Source organism: Streptomyces sp. CAI-85 (genome assembly GCF_013363615.1).
GTDB classification, from domain to species: domain Bacteria; phylum Actinomycetota; class Actinomycetes; order Streptomycetales; family Streptomycetaceae; genus Streptomyces; species Streptomyces antibioticus_B.
On record NZ_JAANNX010000015.1, the window covers coordinates 44793 to 67181 of the forward strand.

The 22389-nt window shown below is 72.8% G+C and carries 24 protein-coding genes; 14 read left to right on the plus strand and 10 right to left on the minus strand.

Annotation, left to right across the window (positions count from 1 at the left end):
- Positions 1 to 82: 82 nt before the first annotated feature.
- Positions 83 to 607, plus strand: a complete 525-nt coding sequence (locus G6W55_RS18960; protein WP_175522037.1) for a gluconokinase — start codon at positions 83 to 85, stop codon at positions 605 to 607.
- A 44-nt stretch (positions 608 to 651) separates the two neighbouring features.
- Positions 652 to 2049, plus strand: a complete 1398-nt coding sequence (locus G6W55_RS18965) for a gluconate:H+ symporter (protein WP_175522038.1) — start codon at positions 652 to 654, stop codon at positions 2047 to 2049.
- 34 nt (positions 2050 to 2083) lie between these two features.
- On the opposite strand, the gene G6W55_RS18970 is transcribed toward G6W55_RS18965, so the two are convergent.
- From G6W55_RS18970 to G6W55_RS18980, 3 genes are all read right to left on the minus strand, one after another.
- A complete protein-coding gene (locus G6W55_RS18970; RefSeq protein WP_175522039.1) occupies positions 2084 to 2704 on the minus strand; it encodes a cytochrome b/b6 domain-containing protein in 621 nt (206 codons plus the stop codon).
- A complete protein-coding gene (locus tag G6W55_RS18975) occupies positions 2688 to 3428 on the minus strand; it encodes a molybdopterin-dependent oxidoreductase (RefSeq protein ID WP_175522040.1) in 741 nt (246 codons plus the stop codon). The genes G6W55_RS18970 and G6W55_RS18975 overlap by 17 nt, the downstream gene beginning before the upstream one ends.
- A gap of 74 nt (positions 3429 to 3502) precedes the next feature.
- A complete protein-coding gene (locus G6W55_RS18980) occupies positions 3503 to 4483 on the minus strand; it encodes a hypothetical protein (protein ID WP_175522041.1) in 981 nt (326 codons plus the stop codon).
- A 362-nt stretch (positions 4484 to 4845) separates the two neighbouring features.
- Here G6W55_RS18980 and G6W55_RS18985 point away from each other — a divergent pair, with 362 nt between their 5' ends.
- From G6W55_RS18985 to G6W55_RS19000, 4 genes are read left to right on the plus strand one after another with little or no spacing between them, the layout of a single operon-like run.
- Positions 4846 to 5739 (plus strand): DMT family transporter, encoded by an 894-nt coding sequence (locus tag G6W55_RS18985; RefSeq protein WP_175522042.1) that lies wholly within the window; start codon positions 4846 to 4848, stop codon positions 5737 to 5739.
- 36 nt (positions 5740 to 5775) lie between these two features.
- Positions 5776 to 6324, plus strand: coding sequence for an NUDIX hydrolase (locus G6W55_RS18990; protein WP_175522043.1), 549 nt, complete (start codon positions 5776 to 5778; stop codon positions 6322 to 6324).
- A gap of 43 nt (positions 6325 to 6367) precedes the next feature.
- Complete coding sequence (locus tag G6W55_RS18995) at positions 6368 to 6760, plus strand: DUF202 domain-containing protein (protein ID WP_030797395.1); 393 nt, start codon at positions 6368 to 6370, stop codon at positions 6758 to 6760.
- Positions 6757 to 7080 (plus strand): DUF202 domain-containing protein, encoded by a 324-nt coding sequence (locus G6W55_RS19000; protein ID WP_175522044.1) that lies wholly within the window; start codon positions 6757 to 6759, stop codon positions 7078 to 7080. Before G6W55_RS18995 ends, G6W55_RS19000 begins: the two co-directional genes overlap by 4 nt.
- 44 nt (positions 7081 to 7124) lie before the next feature.
- On the opposite strand, the gene G6W55_RS19005 is transcribed toward G6W55_RS19000, so the two are convergent.
- A complete protein-coding gene (locus G6W55_RS19005) occupies positions 7125 to 8060 on the minus strand; it encodes an NADP-dependent oxidoreductase (protein ID WP_175522045.1) in 936 nt (311 codons plus the stop codon).
- A gap of 136 nt (positions 8061 to 8196) precedes the next feature.
- Here G6W55_RS19005 and G6W55_RS19010 point away from each other — a divergent pair, with 136 nt between their 5' ends.
- From G6W55_RS19010 to G6W55_RS19020, 3 genes are all read left to right on the plus strand, one after another.
- The gene (locus G6W55_RS19010) at positions 8197 to 8493 is read left to right on the plus strand and encodes a hypothetical protein (RefSeq protein WP_175522046.1); all 297 of its coding nucleotides are present in this window, start codon (positions 8197 to 8199) and stop codon (positions 8491 to 8493) included.
- A 166-nt stretch (positions 8494 to 8659) separates the two neighbouring features.
- A complete protein-coding gene (locus tag G6W55_RS19015) occupies positions 8660 to 9682 on the plus strand; it encodes a phosphotransferase family protein (RefSeq protein WP_175522047.1) in 1023 nt (340 codons plus the stop codon).
- 5 nt (positions 9683 to 9687) lie between these two features.
- Entirely contained in the window at positions 9688 to 10902 is a 1215-nt protein-coding gene (locus G6W55_RS19020) for an acyl-CoA dehydrogenase family protein (RefSeq protein ID WP_175522048.1), read from the plus strand.
- A 58-nt stretch (positions 10903 to 10960) separates the two neighbouring features.
- Here the strand turns inward: G6W55_RS19020 and G6W55_RS19025 are convergent, their stop codons facing one another.
- Together G6W55_RS19025 and G6W55_RS19030 are read right to left on the minus strand one after the other, a co-directional pair.
- Entirely contained in the window at positions 10961 to 11554 is a 594-nt protein-coding gene (locus G6W55_RS19025; RefSeq protein ID WP_175522049.1) for a TetR/AcrR family transcriptional regulator, read from the minus strand.
- A gap of 154 nt (positions 11555 to 11708) precedes the next feature.
- Positions 11709 to 12470: an SDR family oxidoreductase gene (locus G6W55_RS19030; protein WP_175522050.1), complete on the minus strand. Its 762-nt coding sequence runs from the start codon at positions 12468 to 12470 to the stop codon at positions 11709 to 11711.
- Positions 12471 to 12637: 167 nt separating this feature from the next.
- Between G6W55_RS19030 and G6W55_RS19035 the strand changes: the two genes are divergently transcribed.
- Positions 12638 to 13885: a DUF1343 domain-containing protein gene (locus G6W55_RS19035; protein WP_175522051.1), complete on the plus strand. Its 1248-nt coding sequence runs from the start codon at positions 12638 to 12640 to the stop codon at positions 13883 to 13885.
- Between the two features lie 112 nt (positions 13886 to 13997).
- Positions 13998 to 15320, plus strand: a complete 1323-nt coding sequence (locus G6W55_RS19040) for a serine-threonine protein kinase (RefSeq protein WP_175522052.1) — start codon at positions 13998 to 14000, stop codon at positions 15318 to 15320.
- A gap of 24 nt (positions 15321 to 15344) precedes the next feature.
- On the opposite strand, the gene G6W55_RS19045 is transcribed toward G6W55_RS19040, so the two are convergent.
- Positions 15345 to 18134: a penicillin acylase family protein gene (locus tag G6W55_RS19045; RefSeq protein WP_175522053.1), complete on the minus strand. Its 2790-nt coding sequence runs from the start codon at positions 18132 to 18134 to the stop codon at positions 15345 to 15347.
- A gap of 242 nt (positions 18135 to 18376) precedes the next feature.
- Between G6W55_RS19045 and G6W55_RS19050 the strand changes: the two genes are divergently transcribed.
- Positions 18377 to 18979, plus strand: coding sequence for a hypothetical protein (locus G6W55_RS19050; RefSeq protein ID WP_175522054.1), 603 nt, complete (start codon positions 18377 to 18379; stop codon positions 18977 to 18979).
- Positions 18980 to 19158: 179 nt separating this feature from the next.
- Entirely contained in the window at positions 19159 to 20226 is a 1068-nt protein-coding gene (locus tag G6W55_RS19055; RefSeq protein ID WP_175522055.1) for an RNA ligase (ATP), read from the plus strand.
- A 46-nt stretch (positions 20227 to 20272) separates the two neighbouring features.
- Here the strand turns inward: G6W55_RS19055 and soxR are convergent, their stop codons facing one another.
- Positions 20273 to 20743: a redox-sensitive transcriptional activator SoxR gene (gene soxR / locus G6W55_RS19060; protein ID WP_175522056.1), complete on the minus strand. Its 471-nt coding sequence runs from the start codon at positions 20741 to 20743 to the stop codon at positions 20273 to 20275.
- Between the two features lie 130 nt (positions 20744 to 20873).
- Here soxR and G6W55_RS19065 point away from each other — a divergent pair, with 130 nt between their 5' ends.
- Positions 20874 to 21335 (plus strand): MaoC family dehydratase, encoded by a 462-nt coding sequence (locus G6W55_RS19065; RefSeq protein WP_175522057.1) that lies wholly within the window; start codon positions 20874 to 20876, stop codon positions 21333 to 21335.
- Between the two features lie 61 nt (positions 21336 to 21396).
- Here G6W55_RS19065 and G6W55_RS19070 read toward each other — a convergent pair whose 3' ends face one another.
- On the minus strand, positions 21397 to 22023 hold the full coding sequence (locus G6W55_RS19070; protein WP_175522058.1) for a TetR/AcrR family transcriptional regulator: 627 nt from the start codon (positions 22021 to 22023) through the stop codon (positions 21397 to 21399).
- Between the two features lie 87 nt (positions 22024 to 22110).
- Positions 22111 to 22356, minus strand: coding sequence for a YiaA/YiaB family inner membrane protein (locus G6W55_RS19075; RefSeq protein WP_030797424.1), 246 nt, complete (start codon positions 22354 to 22356; stop codon positions 22111 to 22113).
- Positions 22357 to 22389: the final 33 nt, after the last annotated feature.

A 22389-nucleotide genomic window follows, 5' to 3' on the forward strand; every position in this document is an offset into this window, starting at 1 on the left:
TATGTCACACACTCTTGAATAGTCGTACCTAATGCGTTTCAGTGGCGTCGACATCAGGTGTCGACAGGACAGCGAGGCAGTGATGCACACCCCCCACGTCGTCGTCGTGATGGGCGTCGCCGGAACGGGCAAGACCACGGTCGGTCCGCTGCTCGCCGCCCGGCTCGGCGTCCCCTACGCCGAGGGCGACGAGTTCCACCCGCCGGCCAACATCGCCAAGATGTCGGCGGGCACCCCGCTCGACGACGCGGACCGGCTGCCGTGGCTGGACGCCATCGGCGGCTGGGCGCAGGAGCGGACCGGGCTCGGCGGGGTGGTCAGTTGCTCGGCGCTGAAGCGGTCGTACCGCGACCGGCTCAGGGCCGCCGCCCCCGGACTGGTCTTTCTGCACCTCAGTGGCTCCCGGGAGCTGATCGAGGACCGGATGGGGCACCGTCGGGGTCACTTCATGCCGACCGCTCTCCTGGACTCCCAGTTCGCCACCCTCGAACCGCTCACGGCGGACGAGGCGGGCGTCACCGTCGATGTCACCGGCGGCCCGGAGGAGATCACCGCCCGTGCCGCGGGCGCGCTCGGCGATCTCCCCGAACCCGAACCCGTCGGGTAACCCCCCACGCCCTCCCCCGTCCCCCGTATCGCAAGGGAATCCCCGTGACCAGACTCAGCGTCGAGATGCTGGCAGCGGACACCGTCGAGCCGATCACCTCGGCCGGCCACGCTCAGCTCGGCCTCGCCGTTGTGGCGGGCATCGCCGTCATCGTCCTGCTCATCACCAAGTTCAAGCTGCACGCCTTCCTGGCGCTGACCATCGGCTCGCTCGCGCTCGGCGCGTTCGCCGGGGCACCGCTGGACAAGGTCATCCTCAGTTTCACCACCGGACTCGGCGCCACGGTCGCCAGTGTGGGCGTGCTGATCGCGCTGGGCGCGATCCTCGGCCGGATGCTCACCGACTCCGGCGGCGCCGACCAGATCGTCGACACGATCCTCGCCAAGGCCGGCGGCCGTTCGATGCCGTGGGCGATGGTGCTGATCGCCTCGGTGATCGGTCTGCCGCTGTTCTTCGAGGTCGGCGTGGTGCTGCTGATCCCCGTCGTGCTGATGGTCGCCCGGCGCGGCAACTACTCGCTCATGCGCATCGGCATCCCGGCGCTGGCCGGACTGTCCGTGATGCACGGCCTGGTGCCGCCGCACCCCGGTCCGCTGGTCGCGATCGACGCGGTCGGCGCCAACCTCGGCGTCACCCTGGCGCTCGGTGTGCTCGTCGCGATCCCGACGGTCGTCATCGCGGGCCCGCTGTTCTCCCGCACCGCCGCCCGCTGGGTCGACGTCCCCGCCCCGGACCGGATGATCCCGCAGCGCCCCTCCGAGGACCTGGACAAGCGGCCCGGCTTCGGCGCCACCCTGGTCACCATCCTGCTGCCCGTCGTGCTGATGCTGGCCAAGGCCCTGGTCGACATCGTCGTGGACGACCCCACGCACACCGTGCAGCGTGTCTTCGACGTCGTCGGCTCCCCGATGATCGCCCTGCTCGCCGCCGTGCTCCTCGGCATCTTCACGCTGGGCCGGCCCGCCGGCTTCTCCAAGGAGCGGGTCGCGCAGGTCGTGGAGAAGGGGCTCGCGCCCATCGCGGGCATCCTGCTGATCGTCGGCGCGGGCGGCGGCTTCAAGCAGACGCTGATCGACTCCGGCGTGGGCCGGATGGTCCTGGAGATCTCCGAGAACTGGTCGATCCCGGCGCTGCTGCTGGCCTGGCTGATCGCGGTGGCGATACGGCTGGCGACCGGTTCGGCGACGGTGGCGACGATCTCGGCGGCCGGTCTGGTCGCCCCGCTCGCGGCCGACATGTCCACGACCCACACCGCCCTGCTGGTCCTCGCCATCGGCGCCGGCTCGCTCTTCTTCAGCCATGTCAACGACGCCGGGTTCTGGCTGGTCAAGGAGTACTTCGGGCTCACCGTCGGCCAGAACGTCAAGACCTGGTCGGTGATGGAGACGATCATCTCCGTGGTCGCGGGCGGATTCGTCCTGCTGCTGTCGCTGATCCTGTAGCGGCGGACCACCACCGGGAGTGGGCGCGGCCGGTTCAGTCCCGCCACAGCGGGTGTTCCCGCTCCGCCCACTCCCGGCTCACCGCCCCGGTCCGCATGCCGCGCCGCGCCTCCGGGTCGCCGAGGGCCATGCCGATGTGGCCGGCGAGCACGATCCCGATCGTCAGGGCCAGCCAGTCGTGGACGAACGTCGCGCTGGTGCGCCACTGCACCGGGGTGAGGTGGGTGAACCACATGAGCAGCCCGGTGCCGAGCATCACCAGCGTCGCCCCGGCGATCCAGGCCGCGTAGATCTTCTGCCCGGCGTTGAACTTGCCCGCCGGGCGTTCCGCGCGCCTCCGGTCCCGGCGCAGGGCGGCGCGCAGCCAGCGCCGGTCGTGCGGGCCGAAGCGGTTCAGCCGGCCGAGGTCGCCGCGGAAGGCGCGGGAGGCCAGGCCCGCGAGGACGGGCACCGGCAGGGCGAGACCGGCCCACTCGTGCACCCGTACCACCAGCGCACGGCGGCCGACGAGCTGCGCGAACTCCGGGACGTAGAGCGCGGCCGCGGTCACCACGCAGACGCCCATGAGCAGGGCGGTGGTGCGGTGGATCCAGCGTTCGGCGCGGGTGAAGCGGGGGATCCGGGCCGTCGGCGACGCCTCAGTCCGTAGGCTCATCGTCCCGTCCGTTCGACCGGCCGACCCAGGCGTCGACGTCGTAGCCGCGCTCCTCCCAGTAGCCGGGGCGCACCTTCTCGGTGACGGTGATGCCGGAGAGCCACTTGGCGGACTTGTAGAAGTACATGGGGGCCACGTAGAGGCGGACCGGGCCGCCGTGGTCGTGGCCCAGGTCCTTGTCCTGCATGCGCAGGGCGACCAGGACGTCGGCGCGGCGGGCCTGGCCGAGGGTGAGGCTCTCGCTGTAGGTGCCGTCGAAGCAGGTGAAGCGGACGGCGCCGGCCCCTGGCCGCACCCCGGCCGCGTCCAGCAGGACGGACAGCCGGACGCCTTCGAAGGCGGTGTCGGGGACCCGCCAGCCGGTGACGCACTGGACGTCCCTGACCATCCGGGTCTGGGGCAGGGCCCTGAGGTCGGCGAGGGTGTGTGTGGCGGGGCGGTCGACCAGGCCGTCGACGGTGAGGCGGTAGTCCGTGGCGTCGCGGTGCGGCACGGAGGAGGCCACCGAGTAGTAGCGGAAGCCGCCGCCATTGGGCAGCAGTCCGGTCAGGCCGGTGGGGTCCTTGTCGGCGGCGGCGCCCAGGAAGCTCTCCAGACCGCGCTGGAGCGGCGGCGCGGCGACGACGCCCAGGGCGCCGAGGGCGAGGGTGCCGAGGAAGACCCGGCGGCCGACGGGGGTGCCGCGCCCCTCCTCCGGTGGTCCGTCCGGTGGTTCGGGATTCACCTGTCCATTCGAGCACTCCGGGGGCGGGCGGGGCCAGGGATCGCGGGCCGCCGTCAGACTTCCGTCATCACTTCTCACGCCTCGTCCGGCCGGCCGGGGAGGCCGAGGGCGTCGGCCCGTGCCGCCCGGAAGGCGTCGTGCGGGTCGCGGTCCGGGTAGGACCACGGCTCCGGTGTGACGTGCGGTCCGATGTGCCGGAACAGGGCGGCCGCCTCGGCGCCCCGGCCCTCGCAGACCTTGGCGTGGGCGAGGTGGTTCAGGTCGACGAGACGGCGGGGATGGCCGTCGTGCTCCCACTCCAGCAGCCAGTCGAAGGCGGCCTTCATCACGTCCCGGGCCCGGCTGCCGCGCCAGTGCGCGGAGGCCACCGGGTCGCACGGGACGAAGCCGCCGGCGGCCAGCACGCGGTAGCGCTCGGCGTGCGCGACGACCGGGAGGATGGCGAGGGGCGAGTCCGCGGGGGCCTGCTCGGCGGCCCAGGCGGCGAAGTCGTACACCTCGTGGAGCGGGTCGGGGCCGGTGCCGGCACGGCGCTCGGCGAGCCGGGCGACCATCAGATGGTGCGCGTGGTGATGGTCGCGGTGCCGGGCCCGCACCTCCTCGAAGATCCGTACGGCCTCCGGGCCGGCGTCCGGCTCCAGCATCAGCAGGCCGAGCCAGGGGGTGGGGTCGGCGGGCGCGAGCGCGGCGGCCGACCGGCACGCCTCGCGGGCGAGGTCGCGGTCCTCCTTGCCGAGCAGGGCACGCCGGACCTGGGCGAGGGCGTACAGGACGGCGGCGTCGGCCGTGCCGGGATCGGCGAGCAGCCAGTCGTGGGCCCAGGCGGCGGCGTACGGCTCGTGGGCGAGGACGGTGATCCGGTGGGCGCGGCGGTCCCAGTCGTCGCCGGTGCGCAGGAGCAGGGCACGGGCGGCCTGGCGGCGGCCCTGGGCCAGGGCGGCGCGGGCGGCAGCGACCTCGGCGTCGTCGAGGGCCGGGTCCGGTCCGGGGCGGGCCGCGCCGTCACAGGCGCGGTCGTCGCCGCCCGGGCCGTGGGAGAGCGGGGGTAGGGGCACCGCGGGACTTCCTCATCCTCCTCGGTGACTGTTCTGATCATCGGCCCGCGATCGGCCGATCACGCACAGCAAATCCCCAGCCAACGTCCGCGTCAAGTGAGGCCGCGCCCTGACAGGTGTCAACTAAGCGTGTCACCAAAGAAGTTGACGGCACCCCGCCGCTGGTGAGGTACCCCGGGGAGGCACCGCGGACACATTTCATGTGGCGTACGCCATGGCGCGGGCCGTCCGGAGCCCACACCATGGCGGTAGGTCGCCCGTCGCTCCCGGCACGGACCGGGTGCCGCGACCGGCCGAGTCAACCGCCCGGTTCCGGGTGCTCCCCCGCTCCCGGAACGCACCGGATGATCGAGGTACGCAGCGTGTCGGTTCTGGTTCTCGTGCTGTCCGTCGGCGCCGCCTGCTGCCTGGGGTTCGGGTTCGTCCTCCAGCAGAACGCGGCCCAGCGGGCACCGCTCGGCGACTTCCTGTCGCTGCGGCTGCTGATCGACCTGATGCGGGTGCCCCGCTGGCTCGGCGGGATCGCGCTGATGGTGGCCGGCATGGCCCTGGGCGCCATAGCGCTGGGCCAGGGCGAGATCTCCCTGGTGGAACCGCTCCTCGCGACGAACCTCCTGTTCGCCCTCGCCCTCTCGCGGCACCAGACGAAACAGCCGCTCGGCCGGCAGGGCTGGGCGGGGCTGCTCCTGCTCGCGGGCGGGGTGACGACGTTCATCGTGGCCGGCGAACCGCGCGGCGGCACCGCGCTCACCGATCCCCTCCGGCACTGGCTGATCATCGGCGTGATGATCGGACTCGCCCTGCTGCTCACCACGTACGCCAAACGCTCCCGGCTCAGCTCCGGCCCGGTCCTGCTGGCCCTCGCCGCCGGTCTGCTCTACGGCGTCCAGGACGCCCTGACCCGGGTCAGCGGGCAGCGGTTCAGCGACGGCGGTCTCGCCGAGCTGTTCACCGGCTGGCAGCCGTACGCCGTGCTCGCCCTCGGGGTGACCGGGCTGGTCCTGGTGCAGAGCGCCTTCGAGACGGCGCCGCTGCGGATGTCGCTGCCCGCCCTGACCGCCGCCCAGCCGCTGGCCGGGATCATCTGCGGCGTCGGCTTCCTCGGCGACCGGCTGCGCACCGACACCGGCGCGCTGGCCTGGGAGGCGGCGGGGCTCGCCGCGATCGTCGCCGGGATCGTGCTGCTCGGACTGCATCCGGCGATGCCGAAGGGCGCCGCGCCCCGGGAGCGGCTGCCGAGCCTCCAGACCCAGTGACCCGGGCGGCCGTGCCGCGCCTGCTTGGATGGGCGTATGAGCGCTGCTGACGAGATCCTCGACATCGTCGACGAGAACGACCGGGTCGTCGGACAGGTCCCGCGCGGGCGGGCCTACGCCGAGGGCCTGCGCCACCGGTGCGTCTTCGTCCGGGCCCGGGACGCCGAGGGCCGCCTCTTCGTCCACCGCCGCACCCCCACCAAGCTGGTCTTCCCCTCGCTGTACGACATGTTCGTGGGCGGGGTCGTCGGCGCGGGCGAGTCCTACGACGACGCGGCGCTGCGGGAGGCCGAGGAGGAGCTGGGGGTGAGCGGGCTGCCGCGGCCCGCGTTCCTGTTCAAGTTCCTCTACGACGGCGGCGCGCGCGGAAGCTGGTGGTCGGCGGTGTACGAGGTGCGCTGCGAGCTGCCGGTGCGGCCGCAGGCGGAGGAGGTCGCCTGGTACGACTTCCTGCCGGACGCGGAGGTCGAGCGGCGGCTGTCCGAGTGGGAGTGGGTGCCGGACGGCCTCGCGGCCCATGAGCGGCTCAGGGAGTACCGGGCGTCCGGAGAGTCCGTGCAGCCCGGGGAGTCCGGGCTGCGGTGACGCGGAGGGGCCCGCCGCGCGGGCCCCGGGTAGGGTCGCTCTCGTGATCAAGTTCGTGCGGAACGTCGGGGTGTGGTTCGCGCCCGCCCGGATCCGGGCGGAGGGCAGCACGCCCGACTACCGGTTCTCGCTGGCCAACGAGCGGACGTTCCTGGCCTGGCTGCGGACCGCCCTCGCGCTGATCGGCGGGGGTTTCGCGGTGGACCAGTTCCTGCCGGACCTGCGCTGGGGCTGGCGGGTCGGGCTGGCGCTCGCGCTGCTCGCGGCGGGTGTGCTGTGCTCGCTGCGCGCGGTGAACCACTGGGTGCGCTGCGAGCGGGCGATGCGGCGGGGCGAGGACCTGCCGGCGTCGCGGTTCCCGGCGCTGCTGAGCATCGTCGTCGCCGTGGTGGCCCTGGCGATGGTCGTCGTCGTGCTGCTGGGCTGGGCCGGATGACCGCCGGGCCGGTGCGGGACCGGGATCCGGGGCTCCAGCCGGAGCGGACCCGGCTGGCCTGGCGGCGTACGACGCTGTCGAGCACGATCGCGGCGGTGCTCGCCGTGAAGACCACCCTGCACGGCGGCGCGACGGCCGCCGGGGTCCTGGCCTGCGCCCTGTGCTGCGGTCTCTGGCTGGCCTTCCTGCTGCTCGCCCACCACCGCATCCGCGCCCTGACCGCGGGCACGGCCCCGGCGCCGCTGTCCGCGCGGCTCGCCGCCGGGGCGGCGCTGTGCGCGGTGGCGACGGCGGTGTGCGCGGCGGCGCTGGTGGTCTGAGCGGGGGCGCGGGTGGCCTGACCCCCGCCCGGCCCCCGGTGACCTCACGTCTCCCGGTCGACCGTCACCACGATCTTGCCGAGGGTGCCGCCCTCCTCGTTGCGCCGGTGGGCGTCCGCCGTGCGTTCCAGGGGGAAGGTCTCGGCCACAGGGACGCGGATCGCGCCCTGTTCCGCCAGTTCGGCCAGCCGGGTGAGGTCCTCGGCGTCGGGGCGGACGAACCAGTAGTGGCCGCCGTAGGAGACGACGTCCGCGTCCGCGATGGACGCGAGGCGGCCGTCCGGGGCGAGAAGCTGGGCGGAGACCTTCAGGGTCTCGCCGCCGACCGTGTCGAAGGCGGCGTCCACACCCTCGGGGGCCAGCCCGCGCACCCGCTCGGCCAGGCCCTCGCCGTAGGTCACCGGTTCGCCGCCCAGGGAGCGCACGAAGTCGTGGGCGGACTCACGGGCCGTGCCGATCACCCGGGCGCCCAGATGGCGGGCGAGCTGGACGGCGATCGAGCCGACGCCGCCCGCCGCCGCGTGCACCAGGACGGTGTCGCCGCGCCGCACCCGCAGCAGCCGGTGCAGCACCTGGTAGGCGGTGAGGCCGGTCAGGGGCAGTCCGGCCGCCTCCTCCCAGGTGAGGGCGCTCGGCTTGCGGGCCAGCGTGCGCACCGGGGCGGCGACGTACTCGGCGAAGGTGCCCCGGGACAGGACGTCCTCCCGGACGTAGCCGATGACCTCGTCCCCCGCCGCGTACTCCACGACGCCCGCGCCGGGACGGACGACGACGCCCGCCACGTCCCAGCCCGGGATCACCGGGAAGACGGCGTCCAGGACCGGGTCGAGATAGCCCTCGCGGGCCTTGCGGTCGACCGGGTTGACGCTCGCCGCCCGCACCTCGACCAGCACCGAGTCGGGGCCGAGCTTCGGGTCGGGCCGGTCGCCGTACTCCAGGACCTCGGGGCCGCCGTACCGGCTGTAGCTGATGGCCTTCATGCCTCCGACCCTCCGGGGTACTCGGACGCCACGCAAGCGGGATGCCCCGATATGTACCGTTGGCGTGGCACCCTGTGCGACGTCATCCCCCCGTACCGCACCCCTCGGTACCGCACCCCTCGCGAAGGTGAGCGCCATGACCACCCTTCACCACGAGCACCCCGTCCACGAGCACAGCCACGGCCCGTCCTGCGGGCACACCGAGGTGCCGCACGGCGACCACGTCGACTACGCCCACGACGGGCATCTGCACCGTGAGCACGGCGGGCACTGGGACGAGTGCGAGCCGGACACGCATGTCGCGCACTCCGGCCACGAGCACGCGCACGGCGAGGGGTGCGGGCACGAGAGCGTGCTCCACGGCGACCACGTGGACTATCTGCACGACGGACACCGGCACGCGGCGCACGACGGCCACTGGGACGATCACTGACCGTCCGCGCACGTCCGGAAAACACCGCCTCCCGGCTCCCCGCGCTTCTGCGCGGGGAGCCGTCGCCTTAGGGTGGCCCGGATCACGTTGGGTGCGGCCACTGGACTACATACCGACCGGTCGGCATCATTGTGGGGTCTTGTTCACCCGTCCACAGGAGCCCCGTATGAGCCCCGACCACCCGCCAGGTCTCGATCTCGACCGGCTGCGCGCCCTGCTCGACCGCGAGCGCCCCGGCCTGGTCGGCGGCCCGCTCACCGGTCGGCTGATCGAGGGCGGCCGGTCGAACCTCACCTACGAGGTCGGCGACGGCACGAGCCGCTGGGTGGTGCGGCGTCCCCCGCTCGGGCACGTCCTGGCCACCGCGCACGACATGAGGCGCGAGCACCGGGTGATCAGCGCGCTGCACCCGACCAGTGTGCCGGTGCCGAACCCGGTGCTGCTGTGCGAGGACGAGGACGTGATCGGTTCGCCGTTCTACGTCATGGAGTTCGTCGAGGGCACCCCGTACCGGACCGTCGGCCAGCTCGCCCCGCTCGGCCCGGAGCGCACCCGGGACGCGGTGCTGTCGCTGGTGGACACGCTGGTGGAGCTGCACGCGGTGGACCCCGCCGAGGTGGGCCTGGCCGACTTCGGGCGGCCCGAGGGCTTCCTCGACCGGCAGCTCCGGCGCTGGGGCAAGCAACTGGACGCCTCCCGCAGCCGCGACCTGGCCGGCATCGACGAACTGCACGCGGCACTCGGCCGCGCGCTCCCCGGCTCGCCCGCGCCGGCCGTGGTGCACGGCGACTACCGGCTCGACAACGTGCTGATCGGCCCGGACGACACGATCCGGGCGATCCTCGACTGGGAGATGTCGACGCTCGGCGACCCGCTGACCGACCTCGGTCTGCTGGTGATGTACAGCGTGCCGCTGGAGCTGACGGACTCCCCCGTCTCCACGACCGCCTCGGCGCCCGGCCATCCGGCGCCCGCCGAACTGGTCGAGCGGTACGCGGCGCGCTCCGGGCGGGACGTGTCCGCCGTCTCCTGGTACACGGCGTTCGCCTGGTTCAAGCTCGCCGTGATCCTGGAGGGCATCCACTACCGGTACACGCTGGGGCAGACGGTCGGGCGCGGCTTCGACCACATCGGGGATCTCGTCCCCGTCTTCATCGAGCACGGACTGACCACCCTCCAGGAAGGCTGACCGGCATGGACTTCGCGTTCGACGCACGCACCGAGGAACTGCGCGGCAGGCTGCTCGCCTTCATGGACGAGTACGTCTATCCGGCCGAGCCGGTGGCCGAGGAGCAGCGGGCCGCGCTGGCCTCCCCCTGGGACACCCCGGCGGTGGTGCAGGAGCTGAAGGCGGAGGCGCGCAGGCAGGGCCTGTGGAACCTCTTCCTGCCCGACTCCGAGTACGGCGCCGGTCTCACCAATCTCCAGTACGCGCCGCTGGCCGAGATCACCGGCCGTTCCCCGCATCTCGCGCCGCCCGCGCTGAACTGCGCGGCGCCGGACACCGGGAACATGGAGGTGCTGGCGCAGTTCGGCGACGAGACGCAGCGCAAGCAGTGGCTGGAGCCGCTGCTCGCCGGTGAGATCCGCTCGGCGTTCGCCATGACGGAACCGGACGTGGCCTCCTCCGACGCCACCAACATCACCACGCACATCGAGCGGGACGGCGACGAGTACGTCATCACGGGCCGCAAGTGGTACATCTCCGGGGCGATGAACCCGGACTGCGCGATCTTCATCGTGATGGGCAAGACCGATCCGGACGGCGCCGATGTGCGGCGTCAGCAGTCGATGGTGCTGGTGCCGCGCGACACGCCCGGTGTGACCGTGAAGCGCGCCATGAAGGTCTTCGGGTACGAGGACCACTCCCACGGCGGCCACGCCGAGGTGGTCTTCGACCACGCGCGCGTGCCGGTGGCCAATCTGATCGGCGAGGAGGGCGGCGGCTTCGCGATCGCTCAGGCGCGGCTGGGTCCGGGCCGGATCCACCACTGCATGCGGCTGATCGGCATGGCCGAGCGGGCCATCGAGCTGATGTGCCGGCGGGCGGTGGCGCGGGACGCCTTCGGCAAGGCGCTGGCCCAGCAGGGCGTGGTCCACAACTGGATCGCGGACGCGCGGGTCACCGTCGAGCAGTTGCGGCTGCTGGTGCTGAAGACCGCCTGGATGATGGACACGGTCGGCAACCGGGGCGCGCACACGGAGATCCAGGCCATCAAGATCGCGACGCCGCGCGCGGTCGTGGGCATCCTCGACCGGGCGATCCAGTTGCACGGGGCGGGCGGTGTCAGCCAGGACTTCCCGCTGGCCGACCTGTACGCGTCGGCGCGGACGCTGATGATCGCCGACGGCCCCGACGAGGTGCACCAGCGGTCGCTGGCGCGGCGGGAGCTGAAGCGGTACCTGTGAGGTGACGTGCGGAGGGGCGGCCACCACGGGCGGCCGCCCCTCCGGCGTGTGTGTGCCGTTACGGACGCAGGGCGCGCAGCAGCAGGTCGGCCAGGTGGTCGGCGACCTCCTGGGGGCTCAGCGGACCGTCGGGGCGGTACCAGGTCGACAGATGGTGCACGGACCCGAAGTGGTAGTCCACGACGAGGTCGGCCGGGGTGGCCCGGGAGAACACGCCGCTGTCCTGGCCCTCCTCGACGAGCGCGCGGAAGCGTTCGTGATAGCGCCGGCGCTCGGCGCGGACCTGCTTGTTCTTCTCGGGGCTCAGATGGTGCATGGAGCGGAAGAAGATCGACGCGTCGTCGAGGTTCTCGATGGTGGTGACGACGACGTCGGCCGCCGCGCCCCGCAGCCGCTTCTCGATCGGCTCGTCGGCGTTGGCGAAGGCGTCCAGGCGCTCCTGCTGGACGCGCAGCACGCGCGCGTACACCTCGTGCAGCAGGTCGTCCTTGGAGCCGAAGTAGTGGTACAGCGCCCCCTTGGTGACGCCGGCCGCCTCGACGATCTCCTGCACCGAGGTGCGGTCGTAGCCCTGCTCGGCGAAGAGCCGGGTGGCGGCGGCAAGGAGCCGTTGCGGGACCGGGGTCTCCGCGCCGTCCGTCGTCCTGGGCACTGCCGCCACCTGCCTTTCGTGTCGTGGGTACCGCCCCGCCGGCCGTGGCCGGTTCTGACCTTGCGGTAAGCGGTGAGCGTACCGGCATCCGCGGCGGGGCCGGGACGGGGGCCGAGGTATCGCTCCAGGTCCCCGGCCGGGTGGGGCGCGGGGGTCAGCCGTTGGCTTCCCAGGTGCGCTGGAGGTGGTTCATCTGGGTCAGCCAGCGGTCGGGGTCGGTGGCGCGGAGCTGGTAGTACCGGGCGACCTCGGGGTGCGGCAGGATCAGGAAGCGGTCCTCGGCGATGCCCTTGAACAGGGCCTCGGCGACGTCCTCCGGCTCGATCGCGGTCGGCTTGAGCACGAGGTCGCCCGCGCTGCCGGTGGCGGCCAGCATGTCGGTGCGCACGCCCTGGGGGCAGATCGCGTGCACGGAGACGCCCCGGTGACGGTAGGTCAGCGACAGCCACTCGGCGAAGGCGTAGGCGCCGTGCTTGGTGACGCTGTAGGGGGCGGCGCCGATCATGGTGAGCAGTCCGGCGGCGGAGACGGTGGAGACGAACCGGCCGCGGCCGCGTTCCAGCCAGTCCGGCAGCAGGGCCTGGGCCGCGCGGACATGGGCCATGACGTTGACGTCCCACGCCTGTGCCCAGACCTCGGGGGCGGCGACCTCCGAACCGCCGGATCCGACACCGGCGTTGGCGCAGTAGACGTCGACGGTGCCGCCGAGCGCCTCGCGGGCGGGTTCCACGACGGTGGAGGCGTCGCCGGGGACCGCGATCCCGCCGATCTCCTCGGCGACGGCCCGGGCCCGTCCGGCGTCCAGGTCGTTGACGACCACGCGCGCGCCCTCGGCGGCGAACCTGCGGGCCAGCGCGGCCCCGATCCCGCCTCCCGCTCCGGTGACGACGACTCCGGCATCCTGCACGGCTTCCACCCTCGGTCTCCTTCGACGCGACACGACGTGAATCGGCTCCGCGCCAGACTAACCGGTCGGTATGTTTGAGGAAAGGGCGACGGCAGCACCGTAAGGGGCGCGAGGTCCACCCGTCCTCGCCCCGTCCTCGCCCGTCCTCACCTTCCTCTCCGGCCCGTGGGAGTGTCATGCGTCCGTCCCGCAGAACCCTGCTCGCCGCCGGCGCCGCGGTGCCCGCCGCCGTCGCTTCCTCCGCGGCTCCCGCCGTCGCGGCGGGCCGGGACCGGTCCGTGACACGCACCGGGTTCGAGCGGCTCGCGGCCGAGGGCTACCGGCGGCTGCGCGGCCGGCGGGTCGGCGTCGTCACCAACCCCACCGGGATCACCCGCGACGCCCGGCACGTCGTCGACGTGCTGCACGCCGACGACCGGGTGAACCTGGCCGCCGTCTTCGGCCCGGAGCACGGTTTCCGGGGCACCGCGCAGGCGGGCGGCTCCGAGGGCCGGCACGACGATCCGGCGACCGGGCTGCCCGTGTACGACACCTATCTCAAGAGCGGGCGGGCGCTGGCCGACGTGTTCACCGCCTCCGGCGTGGACACCGTCGTCTTCGACATCCAGGACGTGGGCGCCCGCTTCTACACCTACATCTGGACGCTGTACGACTGTCTGGAGGCGGCGGGGCTGGCCGGGACGCGGTTCATGGTGCTGGACCGGCCCAATCCGGTGACCGGCCGGGCGGCGCACGGGCCCGTGCTGCACCCGGAGTTCGCGACGTTCGTCGGGCGCCGGCCGATCGCGCAGGCGCACGGGATGACCGCGGCGGAGCTGGCCCGGCTGTTCGCCGGGGAGTTCCTGGACGCGTCGGTGGAGCTGGAGACCGTGGAGCTGAGCGGATGGCGGCGCACCGACTGGTTCGACGCCTCGGGGCTGCCCTGGGTGCCGCCGAGCCCGAACATGCCGACCCCCGACACCGCGCTGGTGTACGCGGGGACCTGTCTCTTCGAGGGCACCAACCTGTCGGAGGGGCGCGGCACGACCCGGCCGTTCGAACTGCTGGGCGCCGAGGGGATCGACGGGCGCTGGGCGGCCGCGGCTAACGAACTGGGCCTGCCGGGGGTGCGGTTCCGGGAGGCGTACTTCGCGCCCGTGTTCTCGAAGTTCCAGGGCACGACCGTGGGCGGGGTGCAGCTCCATGTGCACGACCGGGACGCCTTCGACCCCGTGCGCACCGGGATCGGGCTGCTGGTGACCGCGCGGCGGGTGTGGAGCGGCTTCGCCTGGCGGTCCGACCGCTGGATCGACAAGCTCACCGGTTCGGCGTGGGTGCGCACCGCGATCGACGCGGGCGCGGGCGTGGAGGACGTGGTGGCGGGCTGGCAGGAGGAGTTGGGGGCGTTCCGGCGGCTGCGGCGGGAGTATCTGCTGTACGGGTGAGACCGGACGGAAACATCTGTGGTGCGGATGAGCCGGGACGTATGGCCAAAGTCCCTCGTCGGCGGGACGATGCGCCCAGATCGCGCGTCGCCCCGGGGGACGGGAGCCTGTCATGGCACAGCCGGCAATGAGCGTGGCCCCCTACTGGGAGCTGACCTTCGACGCGGACGGCGACGTCGACGGCGCGCAGCGGGACCGGCTGCTCGCCGGGGTGCGGCAGCGCGGGGTCCGTGACCTGGTGGTCTTCGCGCACGGCTGGAACAACGACCGGGCCGGCGCCACCCTGCTCTACAGCCGTTTCTTCGAGCCGTTCCCGCGTCTCGCGCCCACCGCCCGGACGGGGTACGTGGGGGTGCTGTGGCCGTCGATGCGGTTCGCGGACGAGCCGATCCCCGACCTCCCGCGGACCGCCGTACGCGTGACGGCGGCCGGCGGTCCGGTGCTGGACGAGGGAACCCGGCACGCGCTCCTCGAGACGTTTCCCGGACGGGCCGTGCTGGTCGAGCAGATCGCCCGGATGCTGGAGCAACGGCCGCCCGAGGAGGGTGAGTTGGCGGAGTTCGGGCGGCTGGTGCGGCTGCTGGTGGAGGTCGTGCCGCCGGGGCCGCAGGCGCTGTTCGCGGCGGACACGGTGGCGGAGGGGGTGCCGCAGGACGAGCCGGAGATGTTCACCGGGGCCACCGCGGACGTCTGCGCGACCTTCGCGGCGGCGCTGCGCGGGTCCCGATCCGGGGGCGAGGGGCGGGGGTTCGGGCCGCGCGACCCGTGGGACGGGGCGCACGAACTGCTGCGGCAGGCGACGTACTACGCCATGAAACGGCGGGCCGGGACGGTCGGCGAGCGCGGACTCGGGCCGCTGGCCGGCCGGTTGGCCGGGGTGGCGCCCGGGGTCCGGGTGCATCTGGTGGGGCACAGCTTCGGGGCGCGGCTGGTGTCGTTCGCGCTGCGCGGGCTGCCGCGCGGGGTGCGGTCGGTGAAGTCCGTGACCCTGCTGCAAGGGGCCTTCTCGCACTACGCGTTCGCCGGCCGGCTGCCGCACGACCCGCGCGCGGGAGGGGTGTTGCAGGGGCAGCAGAACCGGATCGACGGCCCTCTGGTGTGCTGCCACTCCCGGCACGACTCGGCGCTGGGCACGATGTATCCGCTGGCGTCCCGGATGGCGGGCGACGCGCGCGGGGCCGCCGCGGAGTTCGGGATCGGGGATCTGCTCGGCGCCAAGTGGGGCGCGCTCGGGCGCAACGGGGTGCGGGCCGTGCCGGGGACGCGCGGGTTCCTGCTCGGCGAGGCGCTGACCGGGCGGCTGCCCGCGGCGGGGTGTGTGAACGTGGACGCGTCGGCGGTGGTCCGGCGCGGGGGTGCGCCGGCCGGGGCGCACAGTGACATCGTGCACCCCGAGCTGGCGCGGCTGGTGCTGGCGGCGGGCCGGATCCGCTGACCCGGCCCGCCGCCGTGCGGCCGCTCATCTGTGGGAAGTGAACTCCACGACCTGCTGGTAGGTGGGCCGGTTCTGCCAACTGATGTTGCCGTGCTTGATGCCGCCCAGGGTGCGCTGGACGATCGAGTCGGCGCACCACTGGTCGCCCGCCGCGCACAGCGTGTCGCCGGGGTAGACCTGGGCCGCGGTCTTCCCCGCCGCCTCCTTCAGGGTGGTGAGCAGGACGTCCCGGCAGCCGGTGAGGGTGCCGCCGCCGCAGAACGTCCGGGTCAGCCCGCCCCGCACCGGTTCACCGAGCACGGCCCGGATGTCCTTGTCGACATAGCTCCACCAGCCGAACTGGAAGGCGCTGCCGGCGTGCGCGCCGGTCGGGCCGTGGGCGGCCGACGGGGACTCGTCCACGGGCAGGTTGCGGGTGAACGCGGTGTACAGGCCGGTGCCGAGGCCCGGTTCGAACTCCGCCTTCACCAGCAGCGGCCACCAGGCGTCCAGGATCCGGATCGCGTCGGTGTCGGCGTACTTCTTCGATCCGGCCGCGGTCTCGGTGCGCAGGCCGCCCGCCGTCAGCCAGGTGCGGAGCCTGCCGACGGCGGCGGCCGCGGTGGGGTCGGTGACCGGGGAGCTGTCGATCACCTTGAGCAGGTCCGGCAGGACGTCCTCGGCGCGCAGGTCGGCGAGGGCAGCCTCCGCCATCGCCTTCACCAGGGAGGCACGGGTGACCCCGCCGGCCGCGACCAGCTTCCTCACCCGGTCGTCGAGCAGATTGCCGCGGTGGACCGAGCCGTCGCCCCAGGACGCCGTCGAGTAGTCCAGGGCCTGCTTGTTGTTCCAGGAGACGTAGTAGTCCTGGTCGATGGAGTGGGGGTGCGCGGACGGCGGGGTGTAGCGGGCCGTGTTGGTGGCGGGCACCCAGTCCCGCCACTCGTACGCGGGCCGCGCCCAGGCCGGGAACTCGGAGTCGACGCCGGGGGCGCGCACCGGGTTGTCGCCGCTGTTGTAGTACGCGGTGTGCGTGGCGTCGGCGTAGAACCAGTTGAAGGTGTAGTTGATGTGCTGGACCGCGGTCTGGAAGGACTCCGGGCCCTTGACGTGGTCCGGGTCGTTCAGCATCTGGAAGCCGATGATCGAGTCGGCCTCGTGCATGAAGGACGAGCGCAGGGTGGTGTAGGCGACCTTCTTGCCGCCGACGGTCGCCCGGTACTCGACGGGGCCGTACTTCGTGCGCCAGACCCGCATGGTGTAGGAGCCGGCGGCGGTGCCGTCGGCCGTGGTCGGCTTCCAGGAGTTCTTCTGCTCGACCTTCTCCATGGCGGTGCAGGTGCCGCGGTACAGGTAGTGGTAGTCGTCCTGGCAGAGTTCGACCGCGTAGGTGTCGATGATGTCCTGGCCGGAGGTGGTGGCGCTCCAGGCGTAGTCCTGGCCTCGGCCCAGTTCGACGTACATGCTCAGGCCGGCGAAGGAGGCGCCGCGGGCGCTGAGGCCGGGGCCCTGGATCTCCTGGAGCATCAGGAGCTGCGGGGCGAAGTAGCCGGTCTGCGGGCCGAAGACGGCGACCGGGTGGCCGCTCGCGGTGGAACGGCCGCTGACCACGAGGGCGTTGGACATGCCGCGCTTCGCCGAGCTGACGGCGGCCGAGGCGGCGCCCGCCTGGGGGCCGCCGGTGCCGGTGGCGTCGTGGATCAGCGGTTCCCTGACGACCGAGCCGGGGTCGGGGAGGGCCGCGCCCTGCGGGTCGGCGGGCTTGCCGGCGTAGGGGAAGCTCTGGCCGTCGTGGACGGTGAGGACGGCCTCGGGGTCGTTGCGTTCGCGGAACGCCTCCCAGAGCGCGGTGCCCTCCACGACGCCGTACTTCTCCTGCGCGGCGAGCAGGGAGAGGGCGTTGTCGACCTCGCCGCCGCCTCCGGAGCCGAAGAGGGCGCCGATGACCGAGCCGAGCGCCACCAGGTCGGTGACCTTGAAGTGCTCGATGGTGCCCGCGTTGGTGATTGAGTCCTTGTGTCCGGTCAGGACGTATTCACCGGGGAAGTACCGGCCGCTGTCGGAGGCGTCGATATAGGCGTTGATGCCGTCGAGATAGGCGTTCGCGTCGGCGAGGGCCTGCCGGCCGCGGTCGCCGTTGGTGGCGACGGCGTTGTCGATCTGGGCCTGGAGGTCTGCCTCGGTGTACGGAGCGTTGCGCCAGAACTGCTGTTCGAGGCCCTGGTTGGAGGGGTCGCCGCCCGCGAACGCGGTGAGCTGTCCGCGGCCGACATGGCGGAAGACGTCCATCAGCCACAGCCGGTCCTGGGCCGCCGCGTATCCGACGCCGAACTCGGTGCCGTACCGGGTGGTGCCGGTGATGTGCGGCACACCGGTCTTCTTGTCGCGGACGATCGTCACGTCGGTGCGGCCGGCGGGCTTGAGGGTGGAGGCGACTTGATCGGCCGGGACCCCGAAGGAGGCGTCGTTGAAGAAGGTGTTGACCGTGGCGTTGGTGAGGGTGGGGTAGCCCTTGGCCAGGTTGGCGTAGGGGCCCAACTGGTCCTCGGCGTGCTCGGGCTGGGTGCCGAAGATCTGGTTGAGCAGGATCTGGGCCAGGGTGGCGTTGCCGTTCTGGCCGGGCGGCAGGATGTCGGAGCACTGTCCGCCGCAGTGGTCGTTCGCCGCCGTGACCTGTTCGGCCGCGGCCGCCGGGCGGGCGGTGGGGGCGAACGGGGACAGAAGGGCGGCGACGAGCGCGCATACGGACGCGGTCTTCAGGAACCCGGGGAACCCCGGGAATCCGCCGGGAGTTCTCAGTCTGACGAGAGGGGTGGGGGAGGTTCGCCGTGGCATCGGCTGCTCCTAGCGACGGGGGTGGCCGGAAGGTTACCGCCGGTATCCCCGAGTTTGAAGATGAACATGCGTCAAGTTTTCGTCGGGACGGGGCAGGAGGAGGCCCCCGGGGGAGATCGGCCGCGGACACACCGAGATCGAAGGGAGCCGAATCGCGAGTCGATACGTCTACTCGACGACGTCCGTACGACGACGCCGAGTTGACCGAAGTACAGGTGCAGATGTGACGGAGGTGCAAGGCGATGGCCGGTTTCCGGAGTCTGGCGAGACAGGTGCGGGATCCGCGGTGCGATCTGGCACTGCGGCGGTACTCACTGCGCAAGTGCCTGGAGCGGTTCGCCCCGTACGGGCACCGGGCGACCTGGGACCACCTGTGCTCCCGGGCCGGGTTCGGACCCGAGGACCGCTCCCCCGATCCGGCGCGGCTCGTGGCCGCACTGGACGAGCTGGAGGAGGCGCGGGCGGTGTGGCTGGCCTATGAGGCCGGGTTCGCCGAGCGCCGCAAGAAGGAGAAGCACGACGGGCTGCGCAGGCCGGGCAGTGTCGACGACTGGCACCGGCTGACCTGGGGCGGCTTCGGCGTGGCCTGGTGCGACGACCCGCGGGTCCACCCCCGTGAACCGCTGGCCGAGGTGCTGCGCCGGCTGATCGCCGCGCTGGAGCGGGCACCGGGCTCCTCCTGCCCCGGCTGCGGCGGCGAACGACTGCTGTGGAAGTACGACCTGGACCACGAGCCGTCCTCGGGTCCGGTCTGCTCGGACTGCGGGATCCTCGTCCCACGCCCCGTGCTCACCCCGGAGGCCCTGGCGTACGCCCGCCGCGGCCGCCTGCTGATGTCGGCCTGACCGAAGGCCCGGGAGAACGGCGCCGCCGAGAGCGAGGCGGGGGTGCGCCGGGGATGCCGCACCCCCTGTCCCTGCCGGAGCGTGACGTTAGCAGCCGGAAATTCCGTGGCTCCACCCGTTTCCCGTCCGCAGAGTTGGCGGTGATGAAACCGAGCTGAGGCACCGAAGGAGTCACCCGTATGTCGACGCTGCGCGTCACCGCAGAAGTGCTGACGGTCCATGAACACCCCGACGCCGACGCCCTCGAACTGGCGCAGGTCGGCCTGTACCGGGCCGTCGTCGCCAAGGGCGCCTACCGCACCGGCGAGGCCGCGCTCTACATTCCCGAGCAGGCGGTGCTGCCCCTCGCGCTGGTCGAGGAGCTGGGGCTGACCGGACGGCTGGCGGGCGGCAACTCGGACCGGGTGAAGGCGGTACGGCTGCGGGGCGAGCTGTCGCAGGGCATCGTGTGCCGGCCGCGGGCGCTGGCCGGCGTCGACTGGGCGCGGGCCGCCGCCGAGGGCACCGACTTCGCGGAGCGGCTCGGCATCGTGAAGTGGGTGCCGCCGATCCCGCCGACCATGAGCGGCGACGTCGAGCCGGCGCCGGATCTGCTCCCGTGGGTCGACATCGAGAACATCCAGCGCCACCCCGGCATCTTCGCACCGGGCGAGCCGGTCGTCCTCACCGAGAAACTGCACGGCTCGGCGTGCCTGCTGACGTATGTGGCGGACGAGGAGCGGGTGTACGTCTCCTCGAAGGGCTTCGGCGCCAAGTCGCTGGCGCTGAAGGAGGACCCGCGCAACCTCTACTGGCGGGCCGTGCGCGGCCATGGCGTCGCCGGGACGGCGGCCCGGCTCGCCGCCCGGCTGGGAGCGCGCCGGGTCGGGATCTTCGGCGAGGTGTTCGGCGCGGGCGTCCAGGACCTGACGTACGGCGCGGACGGACGGCGCGAGAGCCTCGGGTACGCGGCGTTCGACGTGTCCGCGGAGATCGACGGCGAGGTGCGGTGGCTGGACGCGGCCGAGCTGCTGGACGGCGAACTCCCGCTGGTGCCGAGGCTGTTCACCGGACCGTACGACAGTGAGCGGGTGCTGGGGATCGCGACGGGCCGGGAGACGGTGTCGGGGCGCGGGCTGCATCTGCGGGAGGGCGTCGTGATCCGGCCCGCCGTCGAGCGGTACAGCCCGGTGACCGGGGGCCGGGCGATAGCCAAGGCGGTCAGCGGCGCGTATCTGACCCGCAAGGGCGGGACCGAGTACGAGTGACCGGGTGAGGGGGGTGGGGGCGCGTCACGCTCCCCCGCCCCGCTCCTCACTGCGCGGGCTTGCGCCGTTCCACCAGCAGGCGGGAGCCCGTCGCGCGCCGGCCGAAGGCGTCGTCCGGGTTGGACAGGACGCAGGTGTCGAGCGAGAGGCAGCCGCAGCCGATGCAGTCGGTGAGATGGTCGCGGAGGCGGTTGAGCTGCTTGATGCGCTCGTCCAGCTCGGCCCGCCACGCCTCGGACAGCCGGGCCCAGTCCTCGCGGGTCGGGGTGCGCTCCTCGGGGAGTTCGGCGAGGGCCTCGCGGATCGTGGCCAGCGGGATGCCGACCCGCTGGGCCGCGCGGACGAACGCCACCCGGCGCAGCGCGTCCCGGTGGTAGCGGCGCTGGTTCCCTGCGGTGCGACAGCTCCTGATCAGGCCCTTGGACTCGTAGAAGTGCAGGGCGGAGACGGCGACGCCGCTGCGGGCGGCGAGTTGGCCGACGGTCAGCTCGTGGATCTTCTCTGGAATCTGGGGCACCCCTCGAAGCCTACCGACCGTGTCACGGCACGGGTCCGTTGACAGCGGCCGCCCACCCGACCATGCTAAGCAGTCGCTTAGAAAAGTTTCGCAGGGCATCGCAGGACATCGCGCGAGAGGGCCGGGACACATGGCAGAGCCGAGGATCTTCACGTCCGCCGACGAACTGAGGTCGGCCGTGGGCGAGCAACTGGGCCACACCGACTGGCTGGAGGTCGACCAGAAGCGCATCGACCTGTTCGCGGAGGCCACCGGCGACCACCAGTGGATCCATGTCGACCCCGAGCGCGCCGCGTCGGGCCCGTTCGGGACGACCATCGCGCACGGCTATCTCACCCTGTCGCTGCTGCCGCTCTTCGGGCCCCGGCTCATCTCGGTCGAGGGCGTGAAGATGGGCGTCAACTACGGGGTGAACAAGGTGCGCTTCCCGGCGCCCGTCCCGGTCGGCTCCCGGCTGCGCGCGACGGCCGTGATCAGCGGTGTCGAGGACGTCGCCGGCGGGGTCCAGCTCACCCTCGCGTTCACCGTGGAGCGCGAGGGCGGGGACAAGCCGGTGTGCGTCGCGGAGTCGGTCGCGCGCTACTACCTCTAGCGAGCCTCGGGGGGGGCGCGGGTCTCGGGGGGCGCGGGGCTCGGGGGGGGGCGCGGGCGCGCTACTTCGCCGCGCCCACCATCCGCAGCACGAGGTCGGCGTAGAGCGCGCCGACCTCGTCGGGGGTGCGGGGGCCGTCGACGTTGAACCAGCGGGCCACGTCGATGCAGAGCGAGAGCACGGCGAGGGTCGTGCCGTGCACGTCCGGGACGTCGAACTCCCCCGAGGCCACACCGTCCTCGATGATCCCGCGGACCTGGGCGTCGACCTGGCGGCGCAGCGCGAGGATCTCGGCGCGGGCGCTGGGGCCGAGCGCGTCCAGCTCGTACTGCACCACCCGCGCGGTGGTGCGCCGCCCCGCGTGCCAGCGGACGAAGGAGCCGACGGCGTCGGCGAGCCGCTGGGCGGCGGTGCCCTCGCCCTCGGCGGCCGTGCGCAGGATGGCCAGCGCGCGGTCGTGGCCGATGCGGCTGATCCGGTGGAGCAGCTCTTCCTTGGTCTTGTAGTGGATGTAGAGCGCCGCCGGGCTCATCCCGGCCCGGCCCGCGATGTCCCGGGTCGTGGTGGCGTGGTAGCCACGCTCGGCGAAAGCCTCCACGGCGGCGACGAGCAGTCGCCGGGCCGCGTCAGGGGTGACCTCGTCCCACGGCTCGATCTCGCCGCCGGCCGTCTCCTCCGCCGTACTCATCGCTCGCTCGCCCCTCTCGGTACCGGAGCCACCCACCATACCGCCCGAGGTGAGCGGCCGCTTAGGCAGCCGGTGCGGGGCGGGCGCTCAGAGCTTCTCGAAGGGGCTGTAGGCACGGGCCTGCGCGTCCTGCCGGTCCCGGATCACCTTGGCGAGGGTGAAGGCCGAGGTGACCAGGTACAGGACGGCGATGGCGAGGAAGGCCCGGACCCAGGCGTCGGCGTTCAGCTTGAAGATGCCGACGGCGGTGGCGGCCATGGCCACGGAGAAGGACGCGACGGCCTGACCGTAGAAGGCGGCCGTGTTCTGCTGCTTGCCCGATGTGTCACTCATGGGGAATGCATCCGGCCGACGTGTCGCGTGCCG